This window comes from Microbacterium sp. JZ37 (assembly GCF_035188445.1).
Taxonomy (GTDB): Bacteria; Actinomycetota; Actinomycetes; order Actinomycetales; family Microbacteriaceae; genus Microbacterium; species Microbacterium barkeri.
On the sequence record NZ_CP045253.1, the window covers coordinates 1,604,826 to 1,623,261 of the forward strand.

The window sequence follows — 18,436 nt, forward strand, 5'->3', positions numbered from 1 at the left end:
GCAGGATGCCCCGGTCGCGCGCTCGCACGGCCGGGGCATCCCGCATCCATGCCGCGTCGGACGGCGTCGGTGTCGGCGGCAGCGGTTAGGCTCGAAGAAGACCCCCTTCCGGGACCCAGGAGGAGAAGGACCATGGCTCGCATCGGTGAGAGTGCCGACCTGTTCAAGTGCTCCTTCTGCGGGAAGAGCCAGAAGCAGGTCCAGCAGCTGATCGCCGGACCCGGCGTCTACATCTGCGACGAATGCGTCGAGCTCTGCAACGAGATCATCGAAGAGCGGATGGCCGAGTCCAACGCCGACGGCGGGGTCGCGGAGTTCGACCTGCCGAAGCCGCGGGAGATCTTCGGGTTCCTCGAGGAGTACGTCGTCGGCCAGGAGCCCGCCAAGCGCGCGCTCGCGGTGGCGGTGTACAACCACTACAAGCGCGTCCGCGCGCGCGGCGAGATCAAGACGGCCGAGCAGAAGGCCGAGGACGTCGACATCGCCAAGAGCAACATCCTCATGCTCGGGCCGACCGGGTCGGGCAAGACCTACCTCGCGCAGACGCTCGCGAAGCGGCTCAACGTCCCGTTCGCCGTCGCCGACGCGACGGCCCTCACCGAGGCGGGCTACGTGGGCGAGGACGTCGAGAACATCCTCCTCAAGCTCCTCCAGGCCGCCGACTTCGACGTCAAGCGCGCCGAGACCGGCATCATCTACATCGACGAGGTCGACAAGATCGCCCGCAAGGCGGAGAACCCGTCGATCACGCGCGATGTGTCGGGCGAGGGCGTGCAGCAGGCGCTCCTGAAGATCCTCGAGGGCACGGTGGCGTCCGTCCCTCCGCAGGGCGGGCGCAAGCACCCGCATCAGGAGTTCATCCAGATCGACACGACGAACGTGCTGTTCATCGTGGCCGGCGCGTTCGCCGGGCTCGAGGACATCATCTCGGCGCGCGTCGGGCGCCACGGCGTCGGGTTCGGCGCCCCGCTCCAGGACAAGCGCGACGACGGCGGGCTCTATGCGGAGGTGCTCCCGGAGGACCTCCACAAGTTCGGGCTCATCCCGGAGTTCATCGGCCGCCTTCCCGTCATCGCGTCGGTCGGCGCGCTCGACCAGGAGGCGCTCATGGAGATCCTCACCGTCCCGCGGAACGCGCTCGTGAAGCAGTACCAGCGGATGTTCGAGCTCGACGGCGTCGCGCTCGACTTCGAGGAGGACGCGCTGCGCGCGATCGCCGACCTCGCCGTCGGGCGCAAGACGGGAGCCCGCGGGCTGCGTGCCATCCTCGAGGAGGTGCTCGGGCCGATCATGTTCGAGATCCCGTCCACCGACGACGTCGCGAAGGTCATCGTCACCCGCGCCGCCGTCGAGGAGGGCGCGCCCCCCACGGTCGTGCTGCGGCAGCGCAAGAAGAGCGCGTAGCCGAGCGGACGCCTCCGGGCCGGGGATCGAGGATCCTCGGCCCGGAGCCGCTCAGCCCACGTGGACGTCGGGGCGGAGCCGCCGCTTGGGCTCCACGCGCCGCAGCACCTCGCGCGTGACCGGCGCGATCTCGCCCGTCCCGAAGACGAGGAAGCGCAGCATGTTCGACGCCGGATTGCCCTCGCTCCACTCGAAGTAGACGTCGGGGACGACGCCGGTCTCGTCCCGGATGGCGAGGAGCACAGCGGCGATCGCGTTCGGCACGCTCGTGGCATGGACGCTGAGGATGCGGTGCCCCGCGTGCTCCTCGCCGCGGACGACGAGGTCGTCCTCGAAGTCCGACGAGTCGCCGAGGATGACCTGCAGGAACACCACCTGCGCCGAGCGGGGGATGCCGTTGAAGCGCCGCTCGTTGCGGAGCTTGTCGGCGAACTCGGCCGCCGTCCCGGAGCCCGGCTCCTTGGGCACGACGCGGATCGCGCCGTGGTGCTCCGCGTCGTGACGGAGGAACGCGAGGGCCGCCTCGTCGAAGACGACCGAGCGCGCGCGGAGCTGGAACGACCGCGGGATGCGCGACAGCACGGACACCGTCACGATGCCGAGGATGAACAGCGCGGCGATCTTGACCCCGTCGGGCCGCTCCACGACGTTGACCGCGGTCGTGGCGAGGAACACGGCGGCGATGACCGCGTAGCCGGCGGCCGCGCGCGGGTGCCGCCGCCGACGCGCGGACAGCGCCACCGCGATCGACGCCGAGGTGATGAGCACGAGCACGCCGGTCGCGTAGGCGCCGCTCTGGGCGTCGACGTCGGCCTCGAAGGCGAGCGTGACGGCGAACGCGATCGCCGTGAACACGATGACGAGGGGGCGCGTGGCGGCCGCCCACCGCGGGGCCATGCCGTAGCGCGGCAGGTAGCGGGGCACGAGGTTCAGCAGGCCCGCCATCGCCGACGCGCCCGCGAACCAGAGGATGAGCACGGTCGCGATGTCGTAGGCGGTGCCGAAGCCCTCCCCGAGCAGGTCGTGGGCGAGGTACGCGAGCGCCCGGCCGTTCGCCGAGCCGCCGGGCGCGAACTCCTCCTGGGGGATGAGCAGCGTCGTGACGACGCTCGAGCCGAGCAGGAACGCGCTCATCGTGAGCGCGGCGGCCGTGAGCAGCTTGCGGGCCCCGCGGATGCGGCCGACCGGCCGCGCCTCCGTGTCGCCGCGGATGCCGCGGATCTGCGGCATCACGGCGACGCCCGTCTCGAAGCCGGAGAGGCCGAGCGCGAGCTGCGGGAAGACGAGGAGCGCCACGGCGATGGCCGCGAGCGGGCTCCCGTGCGCGGTGGTGAGCGCGGCCGTCCAGTCGCCGACGACCTCGGGACGTGCGGCCACCTCGGCGAAGGACACGAGCACGACCACCGCGTTCAGCGCGAGGAAGACCCCGACGAGCGCCACCGCGATCGAGATCGCGCCGCGGAAGCCCTTGAGGAACACCGCCCCCAGGAGCGCCACGAGGAACAGGGTGATCGGGATCTCCATCCCCTCCCATTCGTCCGGGGCGAACGGGTTCTCGACGATGTGCGCCGTCGCGTCGGCGGCCGACAGGGTGATGGTGATCATGAAGTCGGTGGCGGCGAAGCCGAGCAGGACGAGCACGAGGAGCTTCCCGCCCCACCAGGGGAGGAGGCGCTCGAGCATGGCGATCGACCCCTCGCCGTGCGGGCTCTCCTTCGCCACGCGTCGATAGACCGGCAGGGCGCCCAGCAGCGTGACGAGGATGAGCACGAGCGTCGCGATGGGGGAGAGAAGGCCCGCGGCGAGGGCTGCGATCGCCGGCTGGTAGCCGAGGGTCGAGAAGTAGTCGACGCCCGTGAGGCACATGACGCGCCACCACGGCGCGCCCCTCCCGGAGTCGATCTCCGATGTGGACTCCCCGGTGACGTCCGGGGGCACTGCGCTCTCGACGAGCATCTCTTCTCCGCCTCTCGATCTGGACACCGGACGACGCTAGTCCCGTCGCGGCGCGCGGGACCCGTCTCCGCGTCAGGATTCCGTCAGGATTTCCGCCGCCCGCGCGCGCCGCCGTCGTCAGCCCGACCGGAGCCGCGAGACTTCCTCTGTGCAGCGGTTCGCGATGCTCCCCGTGCGACGGCAGCTCGCCGCCGCGGCCGTGGTCACGGCGGCGCTCGTGGGAGCGACGGCGGCGGTCGCCGCGTCGGTCGACGCGCAGGACCTCGTGGTCGCGGCGCTCCTGTACCTGCTCATCGTCGTCGTGGGCGCCGTGCTGGGTGGGATCGTCGTCGCCCTCGTCGCGTCGATCGCTGCGGGGCCGCTCCTCATCTACTTCTTCGCGGAGCCCGTGCACACCCTGCACGTGACCGACGGCGCGCAGCTCGTCGCGATCGGCGTGTTCGTCGCGGCGGGCGTGATCGTGAGCCTCGTCGTCGGGCAGTCGGAGGCGCGCCTCCTGCTCGCGCGTCAGGCGCTCGAGGCGCAGAGCCGAGCCGACGCCGCGCAGGAGGCGGACCGGCTGCGCAGCGCCCTCCTCGCGGCCGTCGGGCACGACCTCCGCACTCCGCTCGCCGCCGCATCGGCCGCGGCGACGAGCCTCGCCAGCTCCGACGTCGTCTGGACGCCCGACCAGCGGGGCGAGCTCCTCGGCACGACGATCGCCTCGCTCGCTCGCCTCGAGCGGCTGCTCGACGACCTGCTCGACTCGTCGCGGCTCGACGCGGGCGTGCTGCCGGTCTCGATCGAGCCCATGCGGGTCGAGGACGCCGCCGCGCTCGCGCTGGACGAGCTGGGCGACGAGGGCGCCGTCGCCGTCACGGTGGCGCCCGGGGTGCCGGACGCGCTCGCCGATCCCGTGCTCGTGCAGCGGATCGTCGCGAACCTCGTGGGCAACGCTCTCCGCCACGCCGGCGGCGACGTCGCGGTGAGGATCCGCACGGCCGGGGCGCGCGTGGAGCTCGCGGTCGTCGACCACGGCCCGGGGATCCCGGCCGCGTCGCGCGAGGAGGCGTTCCGCGCATTCCGTCGCCTCGACGACAGCGGGTCCGGCGCGGGGCTCGGTCTCTCCCTCTCGCGCGGGTTCGCGGAGGCGATGGGCGGCACGCTCGACCTGCGCCCGTCGGAGGGCGGAGGGCTCACGTGCGTGCTCGAGCTGCCCATCGCCCCTGTCGCGCCGCGGGATCGGGGCGTCGCATGACCATCCTCATCGTCGAGGACGATGCGGCGATCCGCCGCACGCTCGCCCTCAACCTCGAGGCGCGCGGGTACGAGGTGCGCGAGGCGGCGGACGGCGCCGAAGCGGTCAGGGAGATCGCTCGGAACGAGCCCGCTCTCGTCATCCTCGACCTGGGGCTGCCCGCGCTCGACGGCGTGGGGGTCATCACCACGGTGCGCGGCGCGCACCGGATGCCCATCCTGGTGCTCAGCGGACGGTCGCAGACGGCGGAGAAGGTCGCGGCGCTCGACGCGGGCGCCAACGACTACGTCACGAAGCCGTTCGCGGTCGATGAGCTGCTCGCGCGCGTGCGCGCCCTCCTGCGGACCGCGCCCGCGCCATCCGAGGAGGCCGATCGGCACGCGATCGGCCCCTCCCAGATCGACCTCGTTGCGCACACGGCCACGCGCGACGGTGAGCCGGTGCACCTCACCGCGACCGAGTGGTCGATGCTCGAGGTGCTGCTGCGCAACGTGGGCCGCCTCGTCGGGAAGCGCGAGCTCCTCACGGCCGTCTGGGGCCCGGCGTACACGGGGGAGGACGCCTACCTCCGCCTCTACATGAGCCAGCTGCGGCGCAAGCTCGAGGCGGACCCGGCCCGGCCCCGCCATCTGCTGACGGAGCCGGGGCTCGGGTACCGCTACCGGCCCTGAGGCGTCACATGTCGAGGCCGCGCCGCTTCAGCAGCGGGGCGATCTCGGCGTCGCGCCCGCGGAAGTCGCGGTATGCCTCGAGCGGATCCTTCGCACCGCCCACGCCGAGCAGCCGCGCGCGGAAGCGGTCGCCGCCCGCGCGCGAGAGCCCGCCGTTCTCACGGAACCACTCGACGGTGTCGGCATCGAGCACCTCGGCCCAGATGTAGGAGTAGTACCCCGCGCTGTACCCGCCCGCGAAGATGTGCTGGAAGTAGGTCGAGGAGTACCGCGTGGGCACGGTCGGCTCGTCCAGGCCGATGTCGGCGAGCGCGGCGGCCTCGAAGGCCGCCACGTCGGTCACCGCCGCCGCCTCCGACGGCGACAGCGCGTGCCACGCCTGATCGAGCCAGGCGGCCGCGAGGTACTCGCTCGTCTCGAAGCCCTGGTTGAACGTCTCGCTCGCGCGGAGCCGTTCGACGACGTCCGCGGGGAGGGGCTCGCCGGTCTCGTGGTGGACCGCGTAGTTCGCGAGCACCTCGGGCCAGAGGATCCACATCTCGTTCACCTGGCTGGGGAACTCGACGAAGTCCCGGTGGACGGCCGTGCCCGCGAAGTGCGGGTACGTCACGCGCGCGAAGAGCCCGTGCAGGGCGTGCCCGAACTCGTGGAAGAGGGTCGTCACGTTGTCGAGCGTGAGGAGGGTCGGCTCGCCGGCGGCCGGCTTGACGACGTTGAGGTTGTTCACGACGACCGGCTTCGTGCCGCGGAGCGCGGACTGCGCGACGAGCGAGTTCATCCAGGCGCCGCCGCGCTTCGTGTCGCGCGTGTAGAGGTCGAGCAGGTAGAGGCCGAGGGGCGTGCCGTCGGCGTCGAGGACCTCGAAGGCGCGCACGTCCGGGTGGTAGCTCGGGAGGTCGGCGCGCTCGCGGAAGGAGAGCCCGTAGAGCTCGTGCGCCGCGTGGAACACCCCGTCGCGGAGGACGCGCTCGGCTTCGAACCAGGGCCGCAGAGCCGCCGTGTCGATGTCGTACTCGGCCTGACGCACCTTCTCCGTGTAGAACGCCCAGTCGTGCGCTGCGAGGGGGAACGGCTCGGGCTCCGTCTCGTCGACGATGCGCTGGAGCGCGGCCTTCTCACGCTGCGCGTTGCGCGCCGCCGGCCCGGCGAGGCGGCGCAGCAGAGCGCGCACGGCCTCGGGAGATCCGGCGGTCTCGTCGGAGGTCACGTACGCGGCGTGCGAGGGGTACCCGAGCAGCGCGGCGCGCTCGGCGCGGAGCCGCACGATCTCGCGGACGACCTCGGAGCTGTCGTTCGCGTTGCCGCGCGACGCCCGGGCGCGGGAGGCGGCGAGGATGCGCTCGCGCGCGTCTCTGCGGACCAGGGACGACAGGTGCGGATGGCCCGTGAAGAGCGTGAGGGTGACCGCATAGCGCCCATCGAGCCCTCGCTCGCGGGCGGCCTCGGCCGCGGCGGACAGCTCGCCGGGCGCGAGGCCCTCGAGCTCCTCTGCGCTGTCGAAGACGACCGCGAGGTCGTTCGTGTCGGCGAGGAGGTTCTTCTCGAATCGCGTGGTGAGGGTCGACAGGCGCGCGTTGAGCTCGGTGAGCCGCTCCTTGGCCGTGTCGTCGAGGGCGGCGCCGGCGCGCGTCATCTCGGTGTGGCGTCGCTCGACGAGGCGGCGCTGCTCCGCGGTGAGGTCGAGCTCGTCGAGCCGGTCGCGGACGGAACCGATCCGCGCGTACAGCGCCGCGTCGAGCTCGATCGCGTCGGAGTGCGCCGACATGAGCGGTGCGAGCTGCTCGTCGATCTCCTGGATCTCCGCCGTCGCGTGTGCCGAGTTCACGGTGTAGAACGCACGCGAGACCGCGTCGAGAAGCGCGCCGGAGCGCTCGAGCGGCTCGAGCGTGTTCTCGAAGGTCGGGGCGTCCGGGTTGGCCGTGATCGCGTCGATCTCGGCGCGGTGCTCGGCGAAGGCGCGCTCGAACGCGGGCAGGTAGTGACCGGGCTCGATGGCCGCGTAGTCGGGCAGTCCGTAGGGGAGGGGCGAGGGCGCGAGCAGGGGGTTGAACACGGGCGCGGTCATCCCGTCAGCCTATCCAGGGCCGTCGTGCTGGGCGCGGCACGCGCCGCGTGATGCAAAGAGATGGTTGCAAAGAGCCGTTTGCAAAGATATCTTTGCGTTATGACCGACGAACAGGCGAAGGTGTCCGAGGAGCGCGAGACGCGCGTGCTCGACACGGCGGCGCTGCGTGCGCTCGCACATCCGCTGCGGGTGCGCATCCTCGACCTGCTGAGCAGGGAGGGCCCGCAGACCGCGAGCTCGCTCGCCGCGCTCACGGGCGAGTCATCCGGCTCGACGAGCTACCACCTGCGGATGCTCGCGCGCCACGATCTCGTCCGCGAGGTCGCGGGGCGCGGCGGCCGGGAGCGGTGGTGGGAGCGGCCCCGCGGCCGGATCGCCTTCGGCAGCGAGTCGGTCGGCGACTCGCCGGCCGGCAGAGCCGTGCTCCAGGTGGCCGTCGCCGAGTACCACCGGGCGCGCTTCCAGGAGATGTTCGATTACTTCACGGGCGGGTACGACGACGAGCCCGAGGAGTGGCGCGACGCGAGCGTCTCGACGACGTCGACCGCCCACCTCACCGCGGCGCAGCTCAAGGAGCTCGCCGAGCGCGCGGACGCGCTGTTCAGCGAGTACGTCGACCGCTACCGCGGGCAGGAGGGCGAGGGCGTGCGGAGCGTGTCTCTGCGCGCCGACCTCTTCCCTCTTCCGCAGAGAGGAGCAGGATCATGACCACGCTCACCGTGACGCTGTCGGTCACGATGCCCGACGCGGCGCCGCCGCTCGCGCTCGGCGCGGGGGAGCGGCTGGCGCTGCGCGTCGCCGAGGGCCTCCAGGCGCGCGTGCATCGGCGCGCGGCCGCGCGGACGGCGCGCATCGCGGCGGATCTCGCCCGCGAGGGGCTCATCGCCGAGTCGCGGCGCGCCGGCGATCGCGCCGCGGCCGTGAACGGCGTCGGAGCGCTGCGCTGGTGAGGCGCCGCCGACGACGTCGGCGGCGCCTCTCAGTCGGAGAACGGGCGCGAGATCGCGACCCCGTCGGGGCCGATGACGACCTCGATCCCCGTGTCGAGCTCGGCGATCGGCCGTCCCTCCAGCCACGTGAGCGTCCACGACGGCCGCGGAGCGTCATCCGGCAGGTCCGCCTCGACGCGCGAGATCTCCGCGCGCAGCGAGGCGGGCACGCTGGCCGGCGGCTCCGAGCCGGCCGACCAGCGCGTTCCGAGCTGCATCAGGCCTCCTCGGCCAGCTGGATGTCGGTGACCGCGAACGCGTCGGCGTCCTCGATCTCGAGCGCGGCGATCCGGCCGACGGCCTTGAGATCGTCGGCGGCGAGCCGCAGGGCGGCTGCGCGCTCGGCGGGAGCCGCGACGACTGCGCGGGCGACGGGCGTCTTCTGCGAGGCCTTCGCCTCGGTCTTCGCGCGGCGGATGCCGATGAGGGCCTCGCTCGCGGCGGCGAGCACGGCCGTGTCGCCGCCGAGCCCGGTCGGCTCGGGCCAGGCCGCGCGATGCACGGAGCCGCTCTCGAACCAGGACCACGCCTCCTCCGCGGCGAAGACGACGACGGGCGCGAGCAGGCGCAGGAGCGTCGAGAGCGCGGTGCGCAGCGCGACCGCCGCCGAGGCGCCCGCGTCGCCGCCCGCGTACGCGCGCTCCTTCACGAGTTCGAGGTAGTCGTCGCAGAACGTCCAGAAGAACGACTCCGAGAGCTCGAGCGCGCGGGCGTGGTCGTACGCGTCGAGCGCAGCCGTCGCCTGCACCACGACGTCGTCGAGCGCGGCGAGCATCGACAGGTCGAGCGGCTCGGTGACCGAGGCGCCCTCGGGCGCCTCGAAGCCCAGCACGAACTTCGCGGCGTTGAGGACCTTGATCGCGAGGCGGCGTCCGATCTTGATCTGCGTCGGGTTCTGCGGGTCGAACGCGGCATCCGTCCCGAGGCGGCTCGACGCGGCCCAGTACCGGACGGCGTCGGACCCGTGCTTCTCGAGGATGTCGGCGGGCGTGACGACGTTGCCCTTCGACTTCGACATCTTCTTGCGGTCCGGGTCCACGATGAAGCCGGAGATCGCGGCGTGCGCCCACGGCGCACGGTCGTCCTCGAGAGCGCTGCGCAGCAGGGTCGAGAAGAGCCACGTGCGGATGATGTCCTGGCCCTGCGGGCGCAGGTCGAACGGCGCCACGAGGCTCCACAGATCCTCGTCGCGCTGCCATCCGCCTGCGAGCTGCGGGGTCAGCGACGACGTCGCCCACGTGTCGAAGACGTCGGTCTCCGCCTCGAATCCGCCCGGCACGCCGCGCTGGTCCTCGGTGTATCCCGGCGGGACGTCGCTCGACGGGTCGATCGGGAGGCTCGCGGCGTCGGGCACGAGGACGCGCGCGTAGTCGCGCTCGCCGTTCTCGTCGAGGCCGTACCAGACCGGGATCGGCACGCCGAAGAAGCGCTGACGCGACACGAGCCAGTCGCCCGTGAGGCCGTTCACCCAGTTCTCGTAGCGGACCCGCATGAACTCGGGGTGCCACTCGATCTCCTGGCCGAGCGCGAGGAGCCGCTCGCGCAGCTCGGCGTCGCGCGCTCCGTTGCGGATGTACCACTGGCGCGTCGAGACGATCTCGAGCGGTCGGTCGCCCTTCTCGAAGAACTTCACGGGATGCGTGAACGGGGCCGACACGCTCGTGAGCTCGCCGGACTCCTCCAGCAGCTCGACCATCCGCTTCTTGGCGCTGAAGACCGTCTTGCCGGCGATCTCCGCGAACGCGGCCCTGCCGCCATCCGTCGTGATCGCCTCGGGCGCGTCGGCGACGACGCGGCCGTCCTTGCCGATGATGGTCCGGTTGGGGAGGTCGAGCTCCCGCCACCAGATGATGTCGGTCACGTCGCCGAACGTGCAGATCATCGCGATGCCCGAGCCCTTGTCGGGCTGCGCGAGCGGGTGCGCGAGGACGGGGACCTCGACGCCGAACACGGGCGTCGTCACGGTCGAGCCGAAGACGGGCTGGTAGCGCTCGTCGTCGGGGTGGGCGACGAGGGCGACGCACGCCGCGAGCAGCTCGGGACGCGTCGTCTCGATGTGGATGTCGCCTGAGCCATCCGTCCGGTGGAACGCGAGGCGGTGGTAGGCGGCCTGCTGGTCGCGATCCTCGAGCTCCGCCTGCGCGATCGCGGAGCGGAAGTCGACGTCCCACAGGGTAGGAGCGAGGTCCTGGTAGGCCTCGCCCCGCTCGAGGTTCTTCAGGAACGCGAGCTGGCTCGTGCGGATCGTGTCGTCCGAGATCGTCCGGTAGGTCTGCGTCCAGTCGACCGAGAGCCCGAGGGTGCGCCACAGGTCTTCGAAGGTCTTCTCGTCCTCGACCGTGAGCTTCTCGCACAGCTCGATGAAGTTGCGGCGGCTCACCGGGATCTGGTCGGCGGCCTTGATCGTCTTCGTCGTCCCCTCGAACGGCGGCGTGAAGTCGGGGTCGTAGGGGAGCGACGGGTCGCAGCGCACGCCGTAGTAGTTCTGCACGCGGCGCTCGGTGGGCAGGCCGTTGTCGTCCCAGCCGATCGGGTAGAACACCGTCTTGCCGCGCATGCGCTCGTAGCGGGTCTTCACGTCGGTGTGCGTGTACGAGAACACGTGGCCGATGTGGAGGCTGCCGCTCGCGGTCGGCGGCGGGGTGTCGACCGAGAAGACGCCGGCGCGCCCCTTCGCGCGGGCGGCGTCGCGGTCGAAGAGGTAGGTGCCCTGCTGCTCCCAGGACTCACCCCACTTCGCTTCGAGACCCTCGAGTGCGGGCTTGTCGGGAATGGCGGCCATGGGATCTCCTCGCGCGCTATGTACGGCACGGTGTCTGCGTGCCTGAGTGTGGGTGCGCGACCAGTGTACCGGGGCGGGGAGGAGTGGCCCGGGAGGGCCGGGCGGGCGGGGCCGGCGGGGCCTGGGCCGGCGGGGTGGGCCGGGGCCGGGGCGGGGCAGGCACCCGTGTCGCAGCGCGAAGCCAGGAGGATGACGCTTTCCCAGGACGATACGACGGGAATCGCCCTGGGAAAGCGTCATCCTCCTGGCGACGGTGACGGCGACGGCGTCGATGCCCGCCCTTGCGCCGACACGGGCCGCCGTGCCCGCACGGTCAGGGCGCCGTCCCGCCGGACCCGGACGCCGCGCCCCGGCCCGGGTGCCCGTCGTCGCGTGCACAGGCGGCTTCGGTCGGCGCGTCCCGCACGATCGGCAGTGCCTCACGCCCATGGCGACGGCCATCTGTCGATGCTCGGAGGATGGACCTGCACGAGGCACTGGCGCGGCACGGCGGCATCGCGCGCTCGGCATCGCTCGTCGCCGAGGGTGTGCCGCGATCGCGGATACGTCGCGCCGTGGCCGCAGGAGAGGTGCAGTCGCCCCGACGGGGGTGGATCGCCCAGAAGGGGGCGGACCCGGCGCTGATCGCCGCAGCGCGGATCGGAGTGATCGTCTCGTGCGTCTCGCAAGCGAGGCGTCTCGAGCTCTGGACGCATCCCTCGAGTCGGTGGCATGTCGCTGCGGCGCCGCACACCGCGCTGCTTCAGCAGACCGACGCGCACGTGCACTGGTCGACGCCGCTCGTACCGCGACCGCCCGGCGTGTTCGAGGATTCGATCGAGAACGTCCTCGCACTCGTCGCCGCGCCAGCCTCGCGAGCACGCCCTGGCGATCTGGGAATCGGCCCTCAGCAGGGGCCTGGTCGACCGCGAGACGATGTCTGGCTACCCACTCCGACCCGCGGCGCGCGAGCTGTGCGAGCTCATGATGCCGTTCGCCGATTCGGGCCTCGAGACGATCGTCATCCCGCGCCTGCGATGGCTGAGGCTCCCGATGCGCCGTCAGATCTGGATCGCCGGTCACCGCGTCGACCTGCTCATCGGGGAGCGACTCGTCCTGCAGATCGACGGCGGAACCCACGTCGACGCGCAGCGGATGATCGACAACGAGCACGATGCGGCGTTGCGGCTCATGGGCTACCACGTGATCCGCGTCGGGCGAAGGCAGATCCTCGACGACTGGGCGACCGTGCAGGACCTCGTCATGCGCGCCGTCGCCCAGGGACTCCATCGCGCGCCGCGGGGATGACGAGAACCCGCCGCCTCAGCCCTTCACGTCGATCCCCGCGGCCGCCGCGAACGCGGGAGCGAGCATCCGCACCTGGTCGTCCGTGAGCGTGGCGCCGCGCAGGGCGAGCACGTCGAGGTAGGACAGCGCGTCGAGCCCGCGCAGGTCGAGGTCGGCGGCGCGCATGCCGCGCGGGTCGACCTCGTCGGCCCGACAGCCCTCGAACGCCACCCGCGTCAGGCGCGCCTGCGGCAGATCGATCGCGCGGATGGTGCTGTCGACGATGCGCACATCCTCCAGTCGTGCGCCCGCGAACGAGAGGTAGTCCACGCGCACGTCGTGCAGCTCGAGCTCCGCGACGCCCGCGTCCGCGAGGTCGAGCGTCCCGATGCGTCCGCCCGCGATGCGCAGCCGACGGATGGTCGCGTCGCGGGCGACGACGGAGACGGCGCGGATGTCGGAGATCTCGACGTCGATGAGCGTCGCGCCGCGCAGGGCGAGGGTCTCGACCGACGGAGCGGCGATGACGCACTCCTCGAGCGACGCGTGCTCGAGGTCGACGTCGCCCGCGAGACCCGCCAGGCGCGACCGCTGCAGGTCCGCGTATCGCCGAGGGACGGCGTCCTCGAGGGCGTCCGGCAGATCCGGTGCGCTCACGCGCGGGGCGATCGGGCGATCCTGCTTCCTGGCCATCCGTCGACCCTACGCGCCCGCGCCGACACGCCGTGCGCACTGGCGCCCGGCGGCGGTAGGATGGGGGCATCGGCACCGATCCGGCCATCACCGGGGAGCTCGCGGAAGAACGGGAACGCAAGGACCTCACTAGAACCGCGCGGGGCAGGCCCGTCACAGCCGCAGTGAGAGCGGCGTCGCATGCGGCGCAACGCGGGGTGGTACCGCGGCTCCTGCCGTCTCGTCGGCGGAGGTCGTCCTCGCAGTCCCCTTGGAACTGCTGGAGTGAGATGACCTACCCGAAGTCCTCGTTCGGCCCCGCCGCCGACAAGAGCACCGTCGTGCCGAGCCCCCGCTTCCCCGAGATCGAGCGCGAGATCCTCGACTTCTGGGCCGCGGACGACACCTTCCGTGCGTCGATCGCGCAGCGCGAGGGCGCCGAGGAGTGGGTCTTCTACGACGGGCCGCCGTTCGCGAACGGCCTGCCGCACTACGGGCACCTCCTCACCGGGTACGCGAAGGACCTCTTCCCGCGCTTCCAGACGATGCGCGGGCGCAAGGTCGACCGCGTGTTCGGCTGGGACACCCACGGGCTCCCCGCCGAGCTCGAGGCGATGAAGCAGCTGGGCATCACCGAGAAGCACGAGATCCTCGAGATGGGGATCGACGCGTTCAACGCCAAGGCCCGCGACTCCGTGCTCGCCTACACGCGCGAGTGGGAGGACTACGTCACCCGCCAGGCGCGCTGGGTGGACTTCGAGCGCGGCTACAAGACGCTCGACACGACGTACATGGAGAGCGTCCTCTGGGCGTTCAAGACGCTGTTCGACAAGGGCCTCGCCTACGAGGGCTACCGCGTGCTCCCGTACTGCTGGCGCGACCAGACGCCGCTGTCGAACCACGAGCTGCGCATGGACGACGACGTCTACAAGATGCGGCAGGACCCGTCGGTCACGGTGACCTTCCCGCTCGTCGGCGAGAAGGCAGCGGCGCTGGGCATCGAGGGCGCGCGCGCCCTGGCCTGGACGACGACCCCGTGGACGCTGCCGACGAACATGTCCCTCGCGGTCGGCCCGGAGATCGTCTACGCGGTCGTCCCGGTCGGTCCGAACGGGGCCGGCGAGGCGGCGGATGGCGCGGAGTTCCTGCTCGCGGAGGACCTCCTCGGCGGCTACGCCAAGGACCTCGGCTACGACGACGCGGCCGCTGCGCGCGAGGCCGTGCGCGTCCGCGTCACGGGTGAGCAGCTCCGCGACGTCGCCTATGAGCGGCTGTGGGACTACTTCGCCGACGCCGAGACCTGGGGCACGCAGCGCGCGTGGCGGATCCTCGTCGACGACTACGTCACCACCGGCGACGGCACGGGCATCGTCCACCAGGCTCCCGCCTACGGTGAGGACGACAAGCGCCTCAACGACGCCGCGGGCATCCCCACCATCGTGTCGCTCGGCGACGACGGCCGGTTCCTCGACATCGTCCCGGACGTCGCCGGCGAGCTCTGGCTCGACGCGAACACCCCGCTCGTGCGCCTGCTGCGCCAGGGCGGGCGGCTCCTGCGCCTGCAGTCGTACGAGCACTCGTACCCGCACTGCTGGCGCTGCCGGAACCCGCTCATCTACAAGGCCGTGTCGAGCTGGTTCATCCGGGTGACCGACTTCCGCGACCGCCTCGTCGAGCTGAACGAGCAGATCACGTGGGCGCCCGAGAACGTCAAGCACGGCCAGTTCGGGAAGTGGGTCGAGGGCGCGCGCGACTGGTCGATCAGCCGCAACCGCTTCTGGGGCTCGCCGATCCCCGTGTGGAAGTCGGATGACCCGAATCACCCCCGCGTGGACGCCTACGGCTCGCTCGAGGAGCTCGAGCGCGACTTCGGCCGCCTCCCGCGCAACGAGAAGGGCGAGGTCGACCTGCACCGCCCGTACATCGACGAGCTCACGCGCCCGAACCCCGACGACCCGACGGGGAAGAGCACGATGCGCCGGATCGAGGACGTCTTCGACGTCTGGTTCGACTCGGGCTCGATGCCGTTCGCGCAGGTGCACTACCCGTTCGAGAACAAGGACTGGTTCGAGACGCACGCCCCGGCCGACTTCATCGTCGAGTACATCGGGCAGACGCGCGGCTGGTTCTACGTCATGCACGTGCTGTCGGGCGCGCTGTTCGACCGGCCCGCCTTCACGGGCGTCTCGTGCCACGGCATCGTGCTCGGCAACGACGGCCAGAAGATGTCGAAGTCGCTGCGGAACTACCCCGACGTGTCGGAGGTCTTCGACCGCGACGGGTCGGATGCCATGCGCTGGTTCCTCATGTCGTCGAGCGTGCTGCGCGGCGGCAACCTCGTCGTGACCGAGGAGGGAATCCGCTCGGGCGTGCGCGAGTTCCTCCTCCCGCTGTGGAACTCGTGGTACTTCTTCGCGACGTACGCGAACGCCGCAGCGGGCCCGGATGGCGCGGGCTACGAGGCCACGCGGCGCACGGACTCGACGGATGTGCTCGACCGCTACATCCTCGCGCTCACGGGCGACCTCGTGCGCGACGTCGCGGCCGACCTCGACCAGCTCGACTCCACGACGGCCTCGGCGCGGCTGCGCGACTTCGCCGAGGTCCTCACGAACTGGTACATCCGCCGCTCGCGGGACCGCTTCTGGCTCGGCGTCACGGACGACCCGCGCAGCCGCGAGGCCTTCGACACGCTCTACACCGTGCTCGAGACGCTCACGCGCGTCGCGGCGCCGCTCATCCCGCTCGTGAGCGAGCGCGTGTGGCAGGGGCTCACGGGCGGACGCAGCGTGCACCTCGAGGACTGGCCCGATGCCGCCGAGTTCGCCGATGCGGCCGACATCCGGACGGCCATGGACGCCGTGCGCGAGGCCTCGAGCGTCGCGAACGCGCTCCGCAAGAAGGAGGGGCTGCGGGTGCGCCTTCCGCTCGCCAAGCTGACCGTGGTGACCGCGAACGCAGAGGCGCTCGCGCAGTTCGACGACATCCTGCGCGACGAGCTCAACGTGAAGGCCGTCGAGCTCGTGGAGCTCGGCGACGACACGGCGGCCCAGTACGGCATCTCGCACCGCCTCACGGTCAATGCGCGTGCCGCGGGGCCGCGTCTGGGCAAGCAGGTGCAGCAGGTCATCCGCGCCGCGAAGTCGGGCGCCTGGACCGAGCAGGACGGCGTCGTGACCGCCGACGGCATCGCCCTCGAGCCGGGGGAGTACGAGCTCGCACTCGACACGTCGGGCCGGCCGGATGGCGAGGCGATCGCGACCCTGCCGTCGGGCGGCTTCGTGCTGCTCGACACGACGACGACGCCGGAGCTCGAGGCCGAGGGCCTCGCCCGCGACGTCGTGCGCGCCGTGCAGGACACGCGCAAGGCCGCGGGCTTCGAGGTGAGCGACCGCATCCGCCTGCAGCTCGCGTTCGCGTCGGCCGACGACGCCGCTGCCGTGCGCCGCGCGTGGGATGTCGCCGACGTCGCGGGGGAGACCCTCGCCGTCGAGCACGCGGTCGTCGAGGGCTCGACGACCGACGCCGCGGAGCACACGGCGACCGTGCCCGCGGGAACCTACGCGAACGCGGGCGACTTCGCCGTCGCCGTCTCGCGAGTGGGGAGCGCCGCGTGAGCGCGAACGACCGGGCCAGGGCCGACGCCGTCTACGACGCGCTGCTGGCGAGGGCGGGGGAGCAGTGGGTGCAGCCGCGTGTCGAGCGCGTCGGCCGCATCCTCGAGCTCCTCGACGACCCGCAGCGCACCTACCGGGTCGTGCACATCACGGGGACGAACGGGAAGACCTCGACGGCGCGCATCATCGAGAGCCTCATCCGCGCGCACGGCCTCCGCACGGGGCTGTTCACGAGCCCGCATCTCACCCGCTTCACCGAGCGGATCCTCATCGACGGCGAGCCGATCGCGGATGCGGCGATCGCCGACGCCTGGGACGAGATCGAGCCCTTCGTCGGGATCGTCGACGCCGAGCTCGAGGCCCGCGGCGACGCGCGCCTGACGTTCTTCGAGCTCCTCACCGTGCTCGCGTTCGTCGCGTGCGCGGACGCGCCCGTCGACGTGCTCGTGCTCGAGGTGGGGATGGGCGGCAGCTGGGACTCCACGAACACGGCCGACGGCGACGTCGCGGTGCTCACGCCCATCGACATCGACCACGTGAGCCGCCTGGGATCGACCGTGGAGGAGATCGCCGAGGTCAAGGCCGGCATCATCAAGGACGGCGCGTCGGTCGTCTCCGCCGTCCAGCGTCCCGAGGCCGAGGCCGTCATCCGCCGGGTCGCCGCGCAGAGGAACGCGACCGTCGCGTTCGAGGGGCAGGACTTCGCCCTCGTCGACGACCGGCTCGCGGTCGGCGGCCAGCTCATCTCCGTCAAGGGCCTCGCCGGCTCGTACGACGAGGAGTACCTCCCGCTCTACGGGCGTCATCAGGGGCAGAACGCCGCGGTCGCGATCGCGGCGGTCGAGGCGCTGATCGGCGCGGGCAGCCAGGCGATCGCGTCTGGCGTGCTCACCGACGGGCTCCAGCAGGCGACCTCGCCGGGTCGGCTCCAGCTCGTCGGCATCGAGCCGACCGTCGTCGTGGACGCCGCGCACAACCCGCACGGCGCGCGCGCCCTCGCGGCCGCGCTGAAGGAGTCGTTCGACTTCGACGAGTGGGGCGTCGTCCTCGGCGTCCTCGACGACAAGGACGCCGCGGGCATCGTGGCCGCGCTCGCCCCGGTCGCCGCGCACGTCTTCGCCACGGCTCCGTCGTCGGACCGCGCGAGCGACGCGGATCGACTCGCCGACATCGCGGAGGCCGCGGGCCTCCGCGTCACGGTGCACTCCGGCGTCTACGACGCGGCAGAGGCGGCTCGCGCGTGGGCGCAGGAGGCGCCGCGGCGCGCGGTCGCGATCGCGGGCTCGGTCGTGCTCGCGGGAGAGGCCGTCCTGCTCGCGCAGGAGGAGGAGTGGAAGCCGGTGAGCGGAGCGTGACGGGCGCCGCGCGCCGGGCGCCGCGCTACCGCGCCCTGCCCGAGAAGATCGGCTCGATCGTCCTCGTGTTCGAGGCGGTCGTCGTGTTCCTCGCCGGCCTGTCGATCTACGGGCTCCGCGCCCTTCCCGAGCCGATCGCTTCGTGGTGGGGGATCGTCGCGGGCGCCGTCGTCGCCATCCTGATGGTGCTCACGAGCGGCCTGCTCCGGCACCGCTGGGCGTTCGCCGTCGGATGGGCGCTCCAGGTCGCGACCGCCCTGGGCGCGCTCTTCGTGCCCGCGATCCTGCTCGTCACGCTCGTGTTCGGCGGCATGTGGGCGTATGCGACGATCGGAGGGGCGCGGATCGAGCGGCGCGTCTCCGCGCAGCGCGCCGCGGCCGAGTCCGAGACCGACTGACCGGCACCCGCACCACCCGTTCCA

At 72.1% G+C, this 18,436-nt stretch carries 14 protein-coding genes; 9 read left to right on the forward strand and 5 right to left on the reverse strand.

The features are described from left to right. Positions 1 to 132 precede the first annotated feature (132 nt). The gene (gene clpX / locus GC092_RS07215) at positions 133 to 1,404 is read left to right on the forward strand and encodes an ATP-dependent Clp protease ATP-binding subunit ClpX (protein WP_271172021.1); all 1,272 of its coding nucleotides are present in this window, start codon (positions 133 to 135) and stop codon (positions 1,402 to 1,404) included. Positions 1,405 to 1,455: 51 nt separating this feature from the next. On the opposite strand, the gene GC092_RS07220 is transcribed toward clpX, so the two are convergent. After that, positions 1,456 to 3,270 (reverse strand): APC family permease, encoded by a 1,815-nt coding sequence (locus GC092_RS07220; protein ID WP_324014867.1) that lies wholly within the window; start codon positions 3,268 to 3,270, stop codon positions 1,456 to 1,458. Positions 3,271 to 3,508: 238 nt separating this feature from the next. Between GC092_RS07220 and GC092_RS07225 the strand changes: the two genes are divergently transcribed. Together GC092_RS07225 and GC092_RS07230 are read left to right on the forward strand one after the other, a co-directional pair. Next, positions 3,509 to 4,597 carry a sensor histidine kinase gene (locus tag GC092_RS07225; RefSeq protein WP_324014656.1) on the forward strand — a complete coding sequence of 363 codons (1,089 nt, stop codon included), beginning with the start codon at positions 3,509 to 3,511 and terminating at the stop codon, positions 4,595 to 4,597. After that, a complete protein-coding gene (locus GC092_RS07230; protein ID WP_282977890.1) occupies positions 4,594 to 5,268 on the forward strand; it encodes a response regulator in 675 nt (224 codons plus the stop codon). The genes GC092_RS07225 and GC092_RS07230 overlap by 4 nt, the downstream gene beginning before the upstream one ends. A 4-nt stretch (positions 5,269 to 5,272) precedes the next feature. Here GC092_RS07230 and GC092_RS07235 read toward each other — a convergent pair whose 3' ends face one another. After that, entirely contained in the window at positions 5,273 to 7,333 is a 2,061-nt protein-coding gene (locus GC092_RS07235; protein WP_324014657.1) for a M3 family metallopeptidase, read from the reverse strand. Positions 7,334 to 7,432: 99 nt separating this feature from the next. Here GC092_RS07235 and GC092_RS07240 point away from each other — a divergent pair, with 99 nt between their 5' ends. Beyond that, entirely contained in the window at positions 7,433 to 8,041 is a 609-nt protein-coding gene (locus tag GC092_RS07240; protein WP_271172017.1) for a winged helix-turn-helix domain-containing protein, read from the forward strand. Continuing rightward, on the forward strand, positions 8,038 to 8,283 hold the full coding sequence (locus tag GC092_RS07245; protein ID WP_324014658.1) for a hypothetical protein: 246 nt from the start codon (positions 8,038 to 8,040) through the stop codon (positions 8,281 to 8,283). Before GC092_RS07240 ends, GC092_RS07245 begins: the two co-directional genes overlap by 4 nt. Before the next feature lie 29 nt (positions 8,284 to 8,312). On the opposite strand, the gene GC092_RS07250 is transcribed toward GC092_RS07245, so the two are convergent. After that, entirely contained in the window at positions 8,313 to 8,540 is a 228-nt protein-coding gene (locus GC092_RS07250; RefSeq protein ID WP_324014659.1) for a hypothetical protein, read from the reverse strand. Continuing rightward, the gene (gene valS, locus GC092_RS07255) at positions 8,540 to 11,104 is read right to left on the reverse strand and encodes a valine--tRNA ligase (protein ID WP_324014660.1); all 2,565 of its coding nucleotides are present in this window, start codon (positions 11,102 to 11,104) and stop codon (positions 8,540 to 8,542) included. Before valS ends, GC092_RS07250 begins: the two co-directional genes overlap by 1 nt. Positions 11,105 to 12,019: 915 nt before the next feature. Here valS and GC092_RS07260 point away from each other — a divergent pair. Next, on the forward strand, positions 12,020 to 12,391 hold the full coding sequence (locus GC092_RS07260; protein ID WP_324014662.1) for an endonuclease domain-containing protein: 372 nt from the start codon (positions 12,020 to 12,022) through the stop codon (positions 12,389 to 12,391). Between the two features lie 15 nt (positions 12,392 to 12,406). Here the strand turns inward: GC092_RS07260 and GC092_RS07265 are convergent, their stop codons facing one another. After that, positions 12,407 to 13,063 carry a pentapeptide repeat-containing protein gene (locus GC092_RS07265; protein WP_324014664.1) on the reverse strand — a complete coding sequence of 219 codons (657 nt, stop codon included), beginning with the start codon at positions 13,061 to 13,063 and terminating at the stop codon, positions 12,407 to 12,409. A 269-nt stretch (positions 13,064 to 13,332) separates the two neighbouring features. Here GC092_RS07265 and ileS point away from each other — a divergent pair, with 269 nt between their 5' ends. From ileS to GC092_RS07280, 3 genes are read left to right on the forward strand one after another with little or no spacing between them, the layout of a single operon-like run. Beyond that, complete coding sequence (ileS, locus tag GC092_RS07270) at positions 13,333 to 16,659, forward strand: isoleucine--tRNA ligase (RefSeq protein ID WP_324014666.1); 3,327 nt, start codon at positions 13,333 to 13,335, stop codon at positions 16,657 to 16,659. After that, complete coding sequence (locus GC092_RS07275; RefSeq protein WP_271172010.1) at positions 16,656 to 18,014, forward strand: bifunctional folylpolyglutamate synthase/dihydrofolate synthase; 1,359 nt, start codon at positions 16,656 to 16,658, stop codon at positions 18,012 to 18,014. Before ileS ends, GC092_RS07275 begins: the two co-directional genes overlap by 4 nt. After that, complete coding sequence (locus GC092_RS07280) at positions 17,990 to 18,412, forward strand: DUF4233 domain-containing protein (RefSeq protein ID WP_324014668.1); 423 nt, start codon at positions 17,990 to 17,992, stop codon at positions 18,410 to 18,412. Before GC092_RS07275 ends, GC092_RS07280 begins: the two co-directional genes overlap by 25 nt. Positions 18,413 to 18,436: the final 24 nt, after the last annotated feature.

What these genes read in the sequence shown, in the direction of transcription:
- clpX (WP_271172021.1), top strand. Translation starts at nt 133, where the DNA reads ATGGCTCGCATCGGTGAGAGTGCCGACCTGTTCAAGTGCTCCTTCTGC.
- GC092_RS07220 (WP_324014867.1), bottom strand. Translation starts at nt 3,270, where the DNA reads ATGTGCCTCACGGGCGTCGACTACTTCTCGACCCTCGGCTACCAGCCG.
- GC092_RS07230 (WP_282977890.1), top strand. Translation starts at nt 4,594, where the DNA reads ATGACCATCCTCATCGTCGAGGACGATGCGGCGATCCGCCGCACGCTC.
- GC092_RS07235 (WP_324014657.1), bottom strand. Translation starts at nt 7,333, where the DNA reads ATGACCGCGCCCGTGTTCAACCCCCTGCTCGCGCCCTCGCCCCTCCCC.
- GC092_RS07240 (WP_271172017.1), top strand. Translation starts at nt 7,433, where the DNA reads ATGACCGACGAACAGGCGAAGGTGTCCGAGGAGCGCGAGACGCGCGTG.
- GC092_RS07245 (WP_324014658.1), top strand. Translation starts at nt 8,038, where the DNA reads ATGACCACGCTCACCGTGACGCTGTCGGTCACGATGCCCGACGCGGCG.
- GC092_RS07250 (WP_324014659.1), bottom strand. Translation starts at nt 8,540, where the DNA reads ATGCAGCTCGGAACGCGCTGGTCGGCCGGCTCGGAGCCGCCGGCCAGC.
- valS (WP_324014660.1), bottom strand. Translation starts at nt 11,104, where the DNA reads ATGGCCGCCATTCCCGACAAGCCCGCACTCGAGGGTCTCGAAGCGAAG.
- GC092_RS07260 (WP_324014662.1), top strand. Translation starts at nt 12,020, where the DNA reads ATGTCTGGCTACCCACTCCGACCCGCGGCGCGCGAGCTGTGCGAGCTC.
- GC092_RS07265 (WP_324014664.1), bottom strand. Translation starts at nt 13,063, where the DNA reads ATGGCCAGGAAGCAGGATCGCCCGATCGCCCCGCGCGTGAGCGCACCG.
- ileS (WP_324014666.1), top strand. Translation starts at nt 13,333, where the DNA reads ATGACCTACCCGAAGTCCTCGTTCGGCCCCGCCGCCGACAAGAGCACC.